This window comes from Pseudomonas sp. LPB4.O, assembly GCF_038383825.1.
Taxonomy (GTDB): Bacteria; Pseudomonadota; Gammaproteobacteria; order Pseudomonadales; family Pseudomonadaceae; genus Aquipseudomonas; species Aquipseudomonas putida.
Window position 1 is genome coordinate 4,707,156 of record NZ_CP151298.1, and the last position, 13,536, is coordinate 4,720,691.

Annotated in this window: 14 protein-coding genes; 5 read left to right on the plus strand and 9 right to left on the minus strand. The window is 63.5% G+C overall.

The features are described from left to right. Nucleotides 1–15: 15 nt before the first annotated feature. The gene (locus MRBLPB4O_RS21240; protein WP_341796517.1) at nucleotides 16–999 is read right to left on the minus strand and encodes a TauD/TfdA family dioxygenase; all 984 of its coding nucleotides are present in this window, start codon (nucleotides 997–999) and stop codon (nucleotides 16–18) included. Between the two features lie 180 nt (nucleotides 1,000–1,179). On the opposite strand from MRBLPB4O_RS21240, the gene azu reads away from it, so the two are divergent. Both azu and MRBLPB4O_RS21250 read left to right on the plus strand, forming a co-directional pair. Beyond that, nucleotides 1,180–1,629, plus strand: a complete 450-nt coding sequence (gene azu, locus MRBLPB4O_RS21245; protein ID WP_341796518.1) for an azurin — start codon at nucleotides 1,180–1,182, stop codon at nucleotides 1,627–1,629. A gap of 34 nt (nucleotides 1,630–1,663) precedes the next feature. Further along, nucleotides 1,664–3,316 carry a cyclic peptide export ABC transporter gene (locus MRBLPB4O_RS21250; protein ID WP_341796519.1) on the plus strand — a complete coding sequence of 551 codons (1,653 nt, stop codon included), beginning with the start codon at nucleotides 1,664–1,666 and terminating at the stop codon, nucleotides 3,314–3,316. A gap of 38 nt (nucleotides 3,317–3,354) precedes the next feature. On the opposite strand, the gene MRBLPB4O_RS21255 is transcribed toward MRBLPB4O_RS21250, so the two are convergent. Together MRBLPB4O_RS21255 and cysK are read right to left on the minus strand one after the other, a co-directional pair. Continuing rightward, the gene (locus MRBLPB4O_RS21255) at nucleotides 3,355–4,290 is read right to left on the minus strand and encodes an aspartyl/asparaginyl beta-hydroxylase domain-containing protein (protein ID WP_341796520.1); all 936 of its coding nucleotides are present in this window, start codon (nucleotides 4,288–4,290) and stop codon (nucleotides 3,355–3,357) included. A 173-nt stretch (nucleotides 4,291–4,463) separates the two neighbouring features. Beyond that, nucleotides 4,464–5,438: a cysteine synthase A gene (gene cysK / locus MRBLPB4O_RS21260; RefSeq protein WP_013973746.1), complete on the minus strand. Its 975-nt coding sequence runs from the start codon at nucleotides 5,436–5,438 to the stop codon at nucleotides 4,464–4,466. Between the two features lie 133 nt (nucleotides 5,439–5,571). On the opposite strand from cysK, the gene MRBLPB4O_RS21265 reads away from it, so the two are divergent. The 3 genes from MRBLPB4O_RS21265 to MRBLPB4O_RS21275 all read left to right on the plus strand — a co-directional run bounded on the left by MRBLPB4O_RS21265 (nucleotide 5,572) and on the right by MRBLPB4O_RS21275 (nucleotide 8,903). Then, nucleotides 5,572–6,645, plus strand: coding sequence for a DUF748 domain-containing protein (locus MRBLPB4O_RS21265; RefSeq protein ID WP_019473480.1), 1,074 nt, complete (start codon nucleotides 5,572–5,574; stop codon nucleotides 6,643–6,645). 220 nt (nucleotides 6,646–6,865) lie between these two features. Then, nucleotides 6,866–7,711 carry a MoxR family ATPase gene (locus tag MRBLPB4O_RS21270; protein WP_016488585.1) on the plus strand — a complete coding sequence of 282 codons (846 nt, stop codon included), beginning with the start codon at nucleotides 6,866–6,868 and terminating at the stop codon, nucleotides 7,709–7,711. 13 nt (nucleotides 7,712–7,724) lie between these two features. Then, complete coding sequence (locus tag MRBLPB4O_RS21275; RefSeq protein ID WP_284359854.1) at nucleotides 7,725–8,903, plus strand: VWA domain-containing protein; 1,179 nt, start codon at nucleotides 7,725–7,727, stop codon at nucleotides 8,901–8,903. Nucleotides 8,904–9,017: 114 nt separating this feature from the next. On the opposite strand, the gene MRBLPB4O_RS21280 is transcribed toward MRBLPB4O_RS21275, so the two are convergent. The 6 genes from MRBLPB4O_RS21280 to MRBLPB4O_RS21305 all read right to left on the minus strand — a co-directional run bounded on the left by MRBLPB4O_RS21280 (nucleotide 9,018) and on the right by MRBLPB4O_RS21305 (nucleotide 13,447). Continuing rightward, the gene (locus MRBLPB4O_RS21280; RefSeq protein ID WP_341796521.1) at nucleotides 9,018–9,935 is read right to left on the minus strand and encodes a biotin-dependent carboxyltransferase family protein; all 918 of its coding nucleotides are present in this window, start codon (nucleotides 9,933–9,935) and stop codon (nucleotides 9,018–9,020) included. Next, nucleotides 9,932–10,618 (minus strand): 5-oxoprolinase subunit PxpB, encoded by a 687-nt coding sequence (gene pxpB, locus MRBLPB4O_RS21285; protein ID WP_341796522.1) that lies wholly within the window; start codon nucleotides 10,616–10,618, stop codon nucleotides 9,932–9,934. Before pxpB ends, MRBLPB4O_RS21280 begins: the two co-directional genes overlap by 4 nt. Further along, entirely contained in the window at nucleotides 10,615–11,391 is a 777-nt protein-coding gene (locus MRBLPB4O_RS21290; RefSeq protein ID WP_341796523.1) for a 5-oxoprolinase subunit PxpA, read from the minus strand. The genes pxpB and MRBLPB4O_RS21290 overlap by 4 nt, the downstream gene beginning before the upstream one ends. A 236-nt stretch (nucleotides 11,392–11,627) precedes the next feature. Continuing rightward, nucleotides 11,628–12,149 carry a DUF2937 family protein gene (locus MRBLPB4O_RS21295; RefSeq protein WP_341796524.1) on the minus strand — a complete coding sequence of 174 codons (522 nt, stop codon included), beginning with the start codon at nucleotides 12,147–12,149 and terminating at the stop codon, nucleotides 11,628–11,630. A gap of 9 nt (nucleotides 12,150–12,158) precedes the next feature. Then, on the minus strand, nucleotides 12,159–12,932 hold the full coding sequence (locus MRBLPB4O_RS21300) for a class II glutamine amidotransferase (protein ID WP_086974630.1): 774 nt from the start codon (nucleotides 12,930–12,932) through the stop codon (nucleotides 12,159–12,161). 17 nt (nucleotides 12,933–12,949) lie between these two features. Next, nucleotides 12,950–13,447 carry an MFS transporter gene (locus MRBLPB4O_RS21305; protein ID WP_341796525.1) on the minus strand — a complete coding sequence of 166 codons (498 nt, stop codon included), beginning with the start codon at nucleotides 13,445–13,447 and terminating at the stop codon, nucleotides 12,950–12,952. Nucleotides 13,448–13,536 lie beyond the last annotated feature (89 nt).

Consider the following 13,536-nt stretch of genomic DNA (forward strand, 5'->3'; position numbering starts at 1 on the left):
GTACCTCAGAGCCCTTCAGCGCAGCAGTTCGGAATACCCCTCGGCCATCGCTACCACCACCTTGCGCTTGCCGGTAAACGGCGACCGCGCATGCGCCGCGAGCATGTTGTCGAGCATCAGCACATCATTCGCCAGCCAAGGGAAACTGATGGTGCAGTCATCCAGCACCCCGCGCACTTCATCGAGTAGCGAATCTTCGATGGTCGTACCGTCGCCGTAGTACACGTTGCGCGGCAGGTCCTCTTCCTCGACGATGTCCATCAGCGACTCACGCACTTCTGGTTGCAGGTTCGACACATGAAAGAGGTGCGCCTGGTTGAACCACACATTGTCCCCGGTCACGGGGTGGCGCCCCACCACCTGGCAACGCTGGCGGGTGCGCAGCTCGCCGTCGTCCTTCCAGATACACTCGATGGCATGCGCCCGGCAGTAGGCCTCGACCTGGCGCGGGTCTTCGGTGTTGAACACTTGCGACCACTCCACGTCCAGGCCGTTACCGTAGTTGCGCACGTACATCAGCCCTTTCTCTTCCAGACGTTGGCGAATGCGCACCGGCATGCGCCGGTACACCTCCCGGCTGTCGGCAATCGGCGTCTCGCCACCGGTCTCGGCGGGGATCACGCTGTAGAACCAGATCTTCATCGGCCATTCCAGGGTGTAGGCCTGCTCGTTGTGCAGCGGGATGCTCTGGTGCGCGGGGTACTCCGTTGAGGTGTAAACGCCCTTTGTCACGTTGCTGCGTGGCGTGGAGCCAAACTCGTAATTGAGCAGCGGGTGCCCGAAAGAGGCGGCAAACTGACGGAAGGCTTCGGCGCCACCTACCTCGAACCCGCGGAACAGGATGCCACCCGCCTGCAGCAGGTGCCGGTCCACCAGCGGCTGCAATTCGGCAAAGGCCTCCAGCAGGTCAACCCCCGGCTCCGGTGCGCGCACCAGCAGCGGCAGGTTGCCGCGCGTGGCGTCCAGGGGTTCGATGGCAAAGCTCAGCAGTTCACTCATGTACGGTCACCTCAAGCCAGGGCCGCTTTGGCGGCGTAATCGGGTTTTGCGCCATGGCGGCGCCTGACTAGATGAACGAGCGGGCCAGCGGGAAATTCACCAGGGCAGCACACGCAGGTAAAGCGCAGCCGCGCCGGTTCGTCTGAACGATGTGACCCTTTTATCGCCCAGGAACCGTACATGACTCGCCAGCTTCTGCTCCTCGCCCTGCTTGCCGCGGCCCCTGCCGCCTGGTCGGCGGAGCAATGCGCCGTGGAAATCCATGGCACCGACCAGATGACCTTCGACAAGGCCGCCATCACCGTACCCAAGGCGTGCACCTCGTTCACCGTCACCCTCACCCACCCCGGTGACATGCCAAAGAACGTCATGGGTCACAACTGGGTGCTGAGCACCGCAGCCGACATGCAAGGCGTGCTGGATGACGGCCAGAAGGCCGGCGAGGCGCAGGGCTATGTGAAACCTGGCGACACCCGGGTCATCGCCCACACTCGCCTGATCGGCGGCGGCGAAAAGGACAGCGTCACCCTCGACACCCGGTCGCTGAAGACCGGTACCGACTACAGCTTCTACTGTTCCTTCCCGTTCCACAGCACCTTGATGAAGGGCACCCTGACCCTTGGCAGCTGACCCCGCCCCCACCTCACCAGCGAGATCACGCTTCATGAAAACCTCCTCTCCCGGGGCCATCCGCGAATTGCTGGGCCTGCTCAAACCCTACCGCCCTGCGGTAATCGTGTCGGTGCTGCTGGGCATGCTCGGTGGCCTCGCCGTGACTGCCCTGCTGGCTACCGTCAACCAAGGCCTGCACGCTGACGGCGGCATGAGCCAGGGTGTGATCCTGGCCTTCGCCGGCCTGTGCGTACTGGCCCTGGTCAGCAGCGTGGCGGCCGATAGCGGCACCAACTACGTCGGCCAGAAAGTGATTGCCCGCCTGCGCAAGGACCTGGGTGCCAAAGTGCTGTCGGCGCCGATCGAACAGATCGAACGCTACCGCACTCACCGCCTGATCCCGGTGCTGACCCGTGACGTCGATACCATCAGCGATTTCGCCTTCGCCTTCGCCCCATTGGCCATCTCGCTGACCACGGTGACCGGCTGCATGGCCTACCTGGCCTGGCTGTCGTGGCCGATCTTCGTCATCACCCTGGTGGCCATCGGCATCGGCAGTGGTGTGCAGTACATCGCCCGGCAAAAAGGCCTGGCCGGCTTCAACGCCGCTCGCGATGCCGAAGACAACCTGCAGAAGCACTACTCGGCCATCGCTGAAGGCGCCAAGGAGCTGCGCATCGACCGCCGCCGCCGCCATGCCATGCTCACCCGTAATATCCAGGGCACCGCCGACTTCATCGCCGACACCCACATCCGTGCCATCAACATCTTCGTGGTGGCCAAGAGCCTGGGTTCGATGCTGTTCTTCGTGGTCATCGGCCTTACCCTGGCCCTTCAATCGCTATGGCCGAGCAACGACCCGGCAGTGATGAGCGGTTTCGTGCTGGTGCTGCTGTACATGAAAGGCCCACTGGAGACGCTGATCGGCAACCTGCCAATCCTTGGCCGCGCCCAGGTGGCTTTCCGCCGCATTGCCGACCTGGCCGAGCGCTTTTCGTCGCCCGAGCCGCACCTGCTGCTGGAGCCGCCGGTCAAGCGTGAAGCCACGGCTACGGCGCACCTGGAACTGCACGACGTCGAATACGCCTACCCGCCAGTGGACGGCAACGAGCCATTTCGCGTGGGGCCGGTGAACCTGAGCATCGAGCCGGGCGAAATCCTGTTCATCGTCGGTGAAAACGGCTGCGGGAAGACCTCGCTGATCAAGCTGCTGCTGGGCCTGTACACCCCGCAGCGCGGCGAAGTGCGCCTGAACGGCAAGGCTGTCGGCCCGGAGGGACTGGACGACTACCGCCAGCTGTTTACCACTGTGTTCGCCGATTACTACCTGTTCGAAGACCTGCCAGAGCACGAGCACAGCCTGCCCAGCGATGCCACACGCTACCTGGAACGGCTGGAGATCGCCCACAAGGTCAGCGTGCGTGATGGCGCCTTTACCACCACCGACCTGTCGACCGGCCAACGCAAGCGCCTGGCGCTGGTCAATGCCTGGCTGGACGGGCGGCCGGTGCTGGTGTTCGATGAATGGGCGGCGGACCAGGACCCGACCTTCCGCCGGGTGTTCTACACCGAGCTGCTGCCGGACCTGAAGCGGTTGGGCAAGACCATCATCGTGATCTCGCATGACGACCGGTATTTCGATACGGCGGACAAGGTGGTGCACCTTAGCCGTGGGAAGATAGTCGAGGCGTTGGAGCCGGCCTGAGAAAAGAGTGGGGGCGTTTGGCGCCCCCATTCGCAGAATCAGAACAACCAGCGATACAACGCGTATGCCACCACCACCGCCAGCACCGGCCGCAGCACGCGGTAGGCCTTGGGGTTGGCGCGCTTGAACTGCTTCACGTGGGTGCTGATTTTATTGCTGAACCGCTTGCTCCAGGCGTACGCCTGGTTGATGCCGCCCACGCGCTCGTCGTCGGTGTTCTGCGGCGCGGTGGCGCGGCCGAGGAAGGCACTGACCTGGCGGTTGATGCGGGTCATCAGCGAGCTGCTCAGCGGGCGCTCGATGTCACAGAACAGGATCACCCGGGTAACGTCGGTCTCGTTCTTGACCCAGTGCACGTAAGTTTCGTCAAACATGACGTCCTCGCCGTCACGCCAGGCGTATTCCTGGCCATCGACGTAGATGCGACAAGCATCGGAGTTCGGCGTGGACAGGCCCAGGTGGTAGCGCAGCGAGCCTGCGAACGGGTCGCGGTGCGGGTTCAGGTGGCTGCCGCCGGGCAGCAGCGCAAACATCGCGCCCTTGACGTTGGGGATGCTGCTGACCAGCTCGACAGTGCGCGGGCACAGTGCTTCAGCCGAAGGCAGCGGTTTGTCGTACCACTTCAGGTAAAAACGCTTCCAGCCTTTCTTGAAGAACGAACCGAAGCCGGCGTCGTTGTCCTTTTCGGCGGCGCGGATGTAGCCTTCGTCGAACAGGCGCATGGCCTCTTCGCGGATGTCCTGCCAGTTGTCCTTCAGCACGTCCAGCTCAGGGAAACGCTGACGGTCCAGGTAGGGCTTGGACGGCACACCGGAAAACAGGTACATCAAGGCGTTGTACGGGGCAAACAGCGCCGAATGGTTGACGAACTGGCGCAACACCGGCAGGCGGGCCTTGCCGCGCAGGTGCACGAACAGCACGCTGCCGAAAAACACCAGCAAGACGCCCGCCTTGGCTGCAAAGGAAAAGGTCATGCTTTCACTCCTTGGGGAAGAGCCAGGGCTGCGCCACCTGCTCTCCTGAAAATCATCCTGCCATCATAAACCGATCCCGCCCCGGTAAAAACAACCCGGGCGGGATCGCATTCATGAAGATTTTGCAATAAACCAGGCCGCCGATTGTTGCGCAGGGTCAGCGGCAAGGCCGATTACTGCTGGTTTTCCTGCTCGCTGAACATGTCGCTGAACAACATGCTCGACAGGTAACGCTCGCCCGAATCGGGCAGGATTACGACGATGGTCTTACCCTGCATTTCCGGTTTTTCGGCCAGGCGCACGGCGGCGGCCATTGCCGCACCACAGGAAATCCCGCAAAGAATGCCCTCTTCCTGCATCAGGCGAATGGCCATGGCCTTGGACTCTTCGTCGGTCACCGTTTCGACCTGGTCGACAATCGACAGGTCGAGGTTTTTTGGCACGAAGCCGGCGCCGATGCCCTGGATCTTGTGCGGGCTGGGCTTGAGTTCTTCGCCGGCCAGGGTCTGGCTGATCAGCGGCGAAGCCACGGGCTCCACAGCCACCGACAGGATGGCCTTGCCCTGGGTGTGCTTGATGTAGCGCGACACGCCGGTGATGGTGCCGCCCGTGCCCACGCCCGCCACCAGTACGTCGACGGCACCGTCGGTGTCGTTCCAGATTTCCGGGCCGGTGGTTTTTTCGTGGATGGCCGGGTTGGCCGGGTTTTCGAACTGGCCCGGCAGGAAATACTGGGCCGGGTCGGAGGCGACGATTTCGTTGGCCTTCTCGATGGCACCTTTCATGCCTTTGGCCGGGTCGGTCAGCACCAGTTCGGCACCCAGCGCCTTCAGCACCTTGCGGCGCTCCAGGCTCATGGAGGCTGGCATGGTCAGCATGAGCTTGTAGCCCCGTGCGGCGGCGACGAAGGCCAGGCCGATACCGGTGTTGCCTGAGGTGGGCTCGACGATGGTCATGCCCGGCTTGAGCTTGCCGCTGCTCTCCGCGTCCCAGACCATGTTCGCGCCGATGCGGCATTTGACCGAATAACCCGGGTTGCGCCCTTCGATCTTGGCCAGGATGGTTACGCCACGCGGGGCGATGCGGTTGATCTGCACCAGCGGCGTGTTACCGATGGAATGGGCGTTGTCTGCAAAGATACGGCTCATGGCAGGAGTCCTTGGCATGAAAAACAGCGGGAAAGACCTAAAGGGTAAGCCCCGACCGGTGGCCCGTAAAGCCTGTTCGAACTCGGCTGGGCGTGTTGCGGTCAACCGCACATCCCGCCTTGGAGACGTCCCGATGAGAGCCCGTTATCGCTGGCCGCTGATCGGCCTGGGCAGCCTGGTCGTGCTGCTGGTGGCCCTGCACCTTGCCCTGCCCTACCTGGTGCGCAACTACCTGAACGAAAAACTGGCCGACATGGGCGATTACCGTGGCCAAGTGGCCGATGTGGACCTGGCCTGGTGGCGCGGCGCGTACCAGATCAACGGCCTGAAGATCGTCAAGACCAGCGGCAAGGTGCCGGTACCGTTTCTGGACGCGCCGCTGATCGACCTTTCGGTGAGCTGGCATTCGCTGTGGTACGACAAGGCCGTGGTGGCCGAGGTGACCTTCGTGCGCCCGGAGCTGAACTTCGTCGACGGTGGCAGCAAGCAGGCGTCGCAGACCGGCCGGGGTACCGACTGGCGCCAGCAACTGGAAAAACTGCTGCCCATCACACTCAACGAAGTGCGTATCGACAACGGCGTGCTGACGTTCCGCAACTTCAACTCCAAGCCACCGGTCGACCTGAAGGCCACCCGGCTGAACGCCAACATTCGCAACCTGACCAATGTCCGTGACCCCAAAGGCCGTCGCGATGCGAGTTTTGAAGGTACTGCACTGATCGCGGGCGATGCGAAGGTAGAAAGCCGTGCCACGTTCGACCCGTTCAGTGATTTCGATGACTTCGAATTCAGGCTGCGCGCCACCGGCATCGAGCTGCGCAAACTGAACGACTTCGCCAGCGCCTATGGCAAATTTGACTTCAATGCCGGGCATGGGGACGTGGTCATCGAGGCGCAGGCGGAAAACGGTCGGCTTAACGGCTACATAAAGCCGCTGCTGCGTGACGTCGATGTATTCGACTGGCAACAGGACGTCGAGGAAAAGGACAAGGGCTTCTTCCGCTCGGTGTGGGAAGCGGTGGTGGGGGCGACCGAGACGGTGCTGAAGAACCAGCCGAAAAACCAGTTCGCCACCCGGGTGGAGCTCAGTGGCAGTGTGCGCAAGCAGGATATCAGCGCCTTCGAGGCGTTTTTGCAAATCCTGCGCAACGGGTTTATCCAGGCGTTCAATGCCCGATACGAGCGAGGCGCGCCGGATTCCGACTGAGGCGGCGTGACGGGGCATTCAGGGACTGAATACCCGGTCTGCGTTTGCAGCCGCTCAACCCCGCGTTATAGTCGGTAACAAATCGAAAACAGGTGTTGGGCCTTTCGCGGGCACGCCCGCTCCCACAGGTAACCCACAGCTCCAGGAATGTGTGCAATACCTGTGGGAGCGGGCGTGCCCGCGAAGAGGCCCTGACAGGCATACGGCAGAGGACAGACCCATGAAGTTCGAAGGCACCCGCGACTACGTCGCCACAGACGACCTGAAATTGGCGGTAAACGCGGCCATCACCCTCGAACGCCCGCTGCTGGTCAAGGGCGAGCCCGGCACCGGCAAGACCATGCTTGCCGAGCAGCTGGCGGCCTCGTTCGGCGCGCGGCTGATCACCTGGCACATCAAGTCCACCACCAAGGCCCACCAGGGCCTCTACGAGTACGACGCGGTCAGCCGCCTGCGTGACTCGCAGCTGGGCGTGGACAAGGTGCACGATGTGCGCAATTACCTGAAAAAGGGCAAGCTGTGGGAGGCTTTCGAGGCTGATGAGCGGGTCATCCTGCTGATCGACGAAATCGACAAGGCCGACATCGAGTTCCCCAACGACCTGCTGCAAGAGTTGGACAAGATGGAGTTCTACGTCTACGAAATCGACGAGACCATCAAGGCCAGACAACGCCCGATCATCATTATTACCTCCAACAACGAAAAAGAGCTGCCGGACGCCTTCCTGCGCCGCTGCTTCTTCCACTACATCGCCTTCCCCGACCGCACCACGCTGCAGCAGATCGTCGACGTGCACTACCCGAACATCAGCCAGTCGCTGGTCAGCGAAGCCCTGGATGTGTTCTTCGACGTGCGCAAGGTGCCGGGCCTGAAGAAAAAACCGTCCACCTCCGAGCTGGTCGACTGGCTCAAGCTGCTGATGGCCGACAACATCGGTGAAGCCGTACTGCGCGAGCGCGATCCGACCAAGGCCATCCCGCCGCTGGCCGGCGCGCTGGTAAAAAACGAGCAAGACGTGCAGCTGCTGGAGCGCCTGGCCTTCATGAGCCGGCGCGGCAACCGCTGACAGGAGCCGGGCCATGCTGCTCAACCTGTTCAATGAAATGCGCGCGGCCAAGGTGCCGGTGTCGGTACGCGAGTTGCTGGACCTTCACCAGGCCCTGCAAAAGCATGTGGTGTTCGCCGACATGGACGAATTCTACTACCTCGCGCGCGCCATCCTGGTGAAGGACGAACGCCATTTCGACAAGTTCGACCGGGCCTTTGCTGCCTACTTCAAAGGCCTGGAAAACCTCGACCGACACATCGAGGCGCTGATCCCCGAAGACTGGTTGCGCAAGGAGTTCGAACGTTCGCTCACGGATGAAGAGCGTGCGCAGATCCAGTCCCTGGGTGGCCTGGACAAGCTGATCGAGGAATTCAAGAAACGCCTTGAGGAGCAAAAGGAACGCCACGCCGGCGGTAACAAGTGGATCGGTACCGGCGGCACCAGCCCGTTCGGCTCGGGTGGTTTCAACCCCGAAGGCATCCGCGTGGGCGAGGCAGGCAAACGCCAGGGCAAGGCGGTAAAGGTGTGGGACCAGCGCGAGTACAAGAACCTCGACGACCAGGTTGAACTGGGCACGCGCAACATCAAGCTGGCCCTGCGCCGGCTGCGCAAGTTCGCCCGTGAAGGCGCCGCCGAAGAGCTGGATATCGACGGCACCATCGACCATACCGCGCGGGACGCCGGCTTGCTGAACATCCAGATGCGCCCCGAGCGGCGCAATACGGTAAAGCTGCTGTTGCTGTTCGACATCGGCGGCTCGATGGACGCCCACATCAAGGTTTGCGAAGAGCTGTTCTCGGCCTGCAAGACCGAGTTCAAGCACCTGGAGTACTACTACTTCCACAACTGCGTATACGAGTCGGTGTGGAAGAACAACCTGCGCCGCACCTCGGAGCGCTATTCCACCTTCGACCTGCTGCACAAGTATGGCGACGACTACAAAGTGGTGTTCGTCGGCGATGCGGCCATGGCGCCCTACGAAATCACCCAGCCGGGCGGCAGCGTGGAGCACTGGAACGAAGAGGCCGGGTATGTGTGGCTGCAGCGCTTCATGGAAAAATTCAAGAAGATCATCTGGATCAACCCGTACCCCAAGCAGGCCTGGGACTACACCGCATCAACCCATCTGGTGCGCGACCTGATCGAGGACAAGATGTACCCGCTGACCTTGCAGGGGCTGGAAGAAGGGATGCGCTACCTGTCCAAGTGATGTTGCCGGTGCCGGCCTTTTCGCGGGCTCGCCCGCTCCCACAGGTGCACCACAGACCCTGAGGTTCGTGGAATACCTGTGGGAGCGGGCAAGCCCGCGAAAGGGCCAGCAGCCTTACAACCAACGGCCCAGGTAAACCTGGTGCTCCCGCCAGGCCTCATCCTGCACCACCGCCCTGAACCGCGCCACCGCCCCCGGCATGCACTGCGCCAGTTGCGCCAGCGCCAACGGCGTCAATGCCCCCAGCCGCGGATAACCACCAATGGTCTGCCGATCATTGAGCAGCACAATCGGCTGCCCATCCGGCGGCACCTGCACCGCCCCCAGCGGTATCCCTTCAGAAATCATCGGCGCCCCCTGGTAAACCAGCTGCGGCCCCAACAGGCGAATGCCCATGCGGTCAGCCCGGCTGTCCAGCGTCCACTCCCGGTTGAAGGCTTCGAACAGGCTGGTACCACTGAAGTCACCGATCTGTGCGCCCATCACCAGGTCGAGCACAGGCTTTTCTGCGTACTGCGGGCGCAGCGCTTGCGGCACCTCGCGCAGGGTTGTATCGCTACCGGTAAACGCTAACGCCTGGCCTTTAGCCAGCGCCGCACCCTGGCCACCGATGCCACCCAGTGCTTCACGTACCACCGTGGCACAACTGCCCAGTACATCTTCGCCCAGGAACCCGCCCGGTGCCGCCAGATAAGCCCGCACGCCCTGCTTTGGCTGCTTCAGGGTCAAGCGCTGGCCCTTGCCCAGGGCAAAGCTGCGCCAGGGCGCGACAGGCTGGTCATCGACTCGGGCATCCAGGTCGGCACCGGCCAGGGCCAGCACGCAATCCTGTTCGGCCACCACGCCAAAGCCACCCAGCGCCACCTCGACCACCGGGGCCCCCAACGGGTTGCCCAGCAGCCAGTTGGCCCAGTGCATGGCCACCCAGTCCAGCGCGCCGCCCTGGGTCACGCCCAGGTGACGCACGCCAAAGCGGCCAGCATCCTGCAACTGGCACAGCGGCGTGCTGGCCTCGATCTTCAATTGCTTCATCCTTGTGCCTCCACATCGCCGCCCAACGCCAAGAACTCGCTGCGCGAAACCGGCACGAAACGCACCCGGTCGCCGGGCTGCAACAGGCTGTAGCCGTCACGCTCACGGTCGAACAGGCGCACCGGCGTGCGCCCGATCAGGTTCCAGCCACCCGGCGATACCGCCGGATACGCCGCCGTCTGGCGCTCGGCGATGCCCACGCTACCCGCCGCCACCCGCTTGCGCGGGGTGCTCAGGCGTGGGCTGGCCAGGCGTTCATCGACCAGGCCCATGAAACCGAAACCGGGGGCGAAGCCCAGGGCGAACACGGGATAATCACGTTCGCTGTGCAAGCGCACAACCTCGGTTTCACTCAACCCGCTGCGGGCCGCCAGCACAGGCAGTTCAGGGCCGACGCTGGCGTCGTACCACACCGGGATCTCGTGGCGCCGGCTGCCGCTGCCGGTGTCTGGCTGCAAACCCTCCAGCGCCTGGTTGATCAGCGCCCTCGCCTCGCCTGGCGGCAGGTCGAACTGCACCATCAGCGTGGTGTAGGACGGCACCAGGTCCAGCAGGTGCTCGCCGAACACGGCGCTCAGGCGCTGGCTAGCGGCGAGCATCCACGGCATGTTGGCCTCGTCGATACGGTCGAACAGGCGCACCATCAGGCTGTCGATGGCCACCACTTCGATACGCGCTTTCATTGCGGCTCCAGCGCGTCGAAGGCCTGGCGTATCTGCCGCACCGCCGCCACCGAACTGTCGTTGTCGCCATGCACGCAAAGGGTGCTGGCCTGCAGGCGCAGGGCGCTGCCATCGTCCGCCACCAGCGTATCGCCACGGGCCAGGCGCACCGCTTGCTCCACCACCAACGCCGGGTCGTGATGCACCGCGCCAGGCAAGCGGCGCGACACCAGGTGGCCGCTGGCGGTGTAAGCGCGGTCGGCGAACGCCTCGAACCACAGCGGCACGCCAATTTCATCGCCCAGGGCCTGGGCGGCGCGGTTGTCAGCGGTGGCCATCAGCATCAGAGGCAGGTTGCCGTCGTAGGCCGCCACAGCTTCCAGCACGGTGCGCAGCTTGAGCGGGTCGGCCATCATGTCGTTGTACAGCGCGCCATGGGGCTTCACATAAGCCACGCGGCCACCCAGCACTTTGCAGATGCCGTCCAGCGCACCAATCTGGTAGTGCAGCAGGTCGCGAATTTCCTCGGGGCTGCAGGCCATGGAGCGGCGGCCGAAGCCGACCAGGTCCGGGTAGGCGGGGTGCGCGCCGACAGTCACGCCATGCTCCAGCGCCAAGGCCACGGTGCGGCGCATGATGCCGGGGTCGCCGGCGTGGTAGCCACAGGCAATGTTGGCGCAATCGATGTAGGGCATTAGCTCGGCATCCAGGCCCATGCGCCAGCTGCCGAAACTCTCGCCCATGTCGCAATTGAGTAGCAGGCGTTCCACCACGCGGTCTCCCTTGTTGTTCATAGGCCTACCTTACCGCGCCTGCAGCTGTTTGCCGCGTGTTTCCTGCAGGCTCAAGGCCGCCGCAGGGGGCAGCGGAGTGCTGGGTCTAACCGATTTCAACCGCCCCACTTCTCACAGGCTGACTCGGCCCTTGTAGGAGCGGCCTTGTGCCGCGAAAGGGCTGCACAGCAGCCCCCAGGGGTTCAGCAGCGATGCACAAATTGCTGGGGCTGCGTACAAACTGATTTAGTAAGGCGTCAGCGCCAGCTTTCTTTCACCGCCCTGCGCCGCCCGCCCAGGATCACCCAGCCAAGCCCCAGCACCAGGCTTTCGACCACGAAGGCCAGCACAAACCCCGCGCCTACACCCCAGCCAATCGCCTCGGGCACCAGCAGGATCTGGTAGCTGTAACCATTGAGCGTTTCTTCGCGCAGCTGCGGGTCGGCCTGCACCAGCACATGCCAGGTACGCTGGGCCCAAGGCCCTTGCAGCGCCTGCCATTCGTTTTCCAGCAGTTGGTTGCGGATCATCAGGCTTTCGATGCTGTTGGCATCACTATTGAACACCGGGTCGTCACTGCTGCGGTAATGCTGCAGCAACGCCTGCAAGTCGCCCTTGAAGAAGCGCTCGGCGGTTTGCCGGAACCCATCAAGCGCCTCGCGCGATTCGAACAGGTGCGCCTCCACCCGCTGGCTATAGTCCTTGACCAGCCCCGGGACCTGGATACCGGCCAGCAGGCCGAAGGTGAACAGCAGCAACCGCAGGTAACTTCTGAACATGCAGCGTCCTTAGCTCTGGCCGTGCGCCACGCACTCGCCGTGCCGCCACAGGGCCCATTGACCCGGCTCGTAGCGGTGCCAGGTCTCGTTCTCGGTCAGGGCCTCGGTGGCAATCACCGTGACCACGTCGTTGGGGGTGGTTTCGGTATGAAAATCGACGATAAGGTCGACATCCTTCAACCGCGCGGCACCAAACGGCGCACGGCGGGTAATGTGCACCAGCTTGGTCGAGCAGAAGCAGAACAGCCAGTCGCCGTCGCTGAGCATGCAGTTGAACACGCCCAGGCCACGGTAGCCGGCACAAGCTTCGACCAGCACCGGTAGCAGCTGTTCCACCGGCACCGGCTCGGGGAAGGCACTGCGGATGCGGTTGAGCAGGTCGCAGAAAGCCGCTTCGCTGTCGGTGTCGCCCACCGGCCGGTAGAAGCTGGCCAGGCCCTTGAAGTCGCCCAATTGCCCGTTGTGCGCGAAGCACCAGTTGCGGCCCCACATTTCCCGCACGAACGGGTGGGTGTTGGACAGGCAGACCTTGCCGACGTTGGCCTGACGGATATGGCCAATTACCACTTCGCTCTTGATCGGGTAACGCTGCACCAGGTTGGCCACTTCCGACTCGCTGCTCGCGGCCGGGTCCTGGAACAGGCGCAGGCCACGGCCTTCGTAGAAGCCGATGCCCCAGCCATCACGGTGCGGGCCGGTACGGCCACCGCGCTGCATCAGGCCGGTGAAGCTGAAAACGATGTCGGTGGGGACGTTGGCACTCATGCCCAGCAGTTCGCACACTGGCGTGTCTCCTCCGTTTACAGACGGGGCTCGACCCGGCCATTGCCGCGGGGTGCGGCAGGGCGTGGGTCGTCGCGGTAACGGTCGCCGCGCTCGGCGGCCAAGGGGGCTTGCCCGCCGACCTGGTTATCCTCGTCCGCCTGGCGCTTGGCGGCGTCCTCGGCTTGCGCACGGCGCTCGCGGGCGCGCTTTTCCAGCGGCCAGCGCAGCAGCACGAAGAGGAAATACAGGCCGAAGGCAATCATGCCGTACATGGCGAAGTCGGACACCGCACGCCAGGCGTTGTTGCCGACCTTGAAGGCGACATCCAGGGCGGTGATGGCGATGGCCGGGGCGAAGCTGTCCTTGACCGGGTCGACCACGGTCGGGGTCAGCAGCAGCACGGCCAGCACCACCCGCAGCGGTTCGCGCAGCCAGCGCCACATCCAGCTGGTGACCTTGAAGGCCACCAGCAGGCAGCCCAGGGCGGCCACGGCGTACAGGCCCCAGGCGAAGGTGTAGTCGTTCTCGGTCATGGTGTTCGTGCAAGCCAGGCAAAGAGATGCCTATGATAAACACTTTTCCGGGCGCAGACAGTGTTTGCCTGTCCCTAGCCAAGAGATCA

Bases quoted from the DNA above. Each gene is read 5' to 3' on its own strand.
- MRBLPB4O_RS21240 (WP_341796517.1), bottom strand. From the start codon at position 999: ATGAGTGAACTGCTGAGCTTTGCCATCGAACCCCTGGACGCCACGCGC.
- MRBLPB4O_RS21290 (WP_341796523.1), bottom strand. From the start codon at position 11,391: ATGAACAACAAGGGAGACCGCGTGGTGGAACGCCTGCTACTCAATTGC.
- pxpB (WP_341796522.1), bottom strand. From the start codon at position 10,618: ATGAAAGCGCGTATCGAAGTGGTGGCCATCGACAGCCTGATGGTGCGC.
- MRBLPB4O_RS21265 (WP_019473480.1), top strand. From the start codon at position 5,572: ATGAGAGCCCGTTATCGCTGGCCGCTGATCGGCCTGGGCAGCCTGGTC.
- MRBLPB4O_RS21305 (WP_341796525.1), bottom strand. From the start codon at position 13,447: ATGACCGAGAACGACTACACCTTCGCCTGGGGCCTGTACGCCGTGGCC.
- MRBLPB4O_RS21275 (WP_284359854.1), top strand. From the start codon at position 7,725: ATGCTGCTCAACCTGTTCAATGAAATGCGCGCGGCCAAGGTGCCGGTG.
- azu (WP_341796518.1), top strand. From the start codon at position 1,180: ATGACTCGCCAGCTTCTGCTCCTCGCCCTGCTTGCCGCGGCCCCTGCC.
- cysK (WP_013973746.1), bottom strand. From the start codon at position 5,438: ATGAGCCGTATCTTTGCAGACAACGCCCATTCCATCGGTAACACGCCG.
- MRBLPB4O_RS21295 (WP_341796524.1), bottom strand. From the start codon at position 12,149: ATGTTCAGAAGTTACCTGCGGTTGCTGCTGTTCACCTTCGGCCTGCTG.
- MRBLPB4O_RS21270 (WP_016488585.1), top strand. From the start codon at position 6,866: ATGAAGTTCGAAGGCACCCGCGACTACGTCGCCACAGACGACCTGAAA.
- MRBLPB4O_RS21280 (WP_341796521.1), bottom strand. From the start codon at position 9,935: ATGAAGCAATTGAAGATCGAGGCCAGCACGCCGCTGTGCCAGTTGCAG.
- MRBLPB4O_RS21255 (WP_341796520.1), bottom strand. From the start codon at position 4,290: ATGACCTTTTCCTTTGCAGCCAAGGCGGGCGTCTTGCTGGTGTTTTTC.
- MRBLPB4O_RS21250 (WP_341796519.1), top strand. From the start codon at position 1,664: ATGAAAACCTCCTCTCCCGGGGCCATCCGCGAATTGCTGGGCCTGCTC.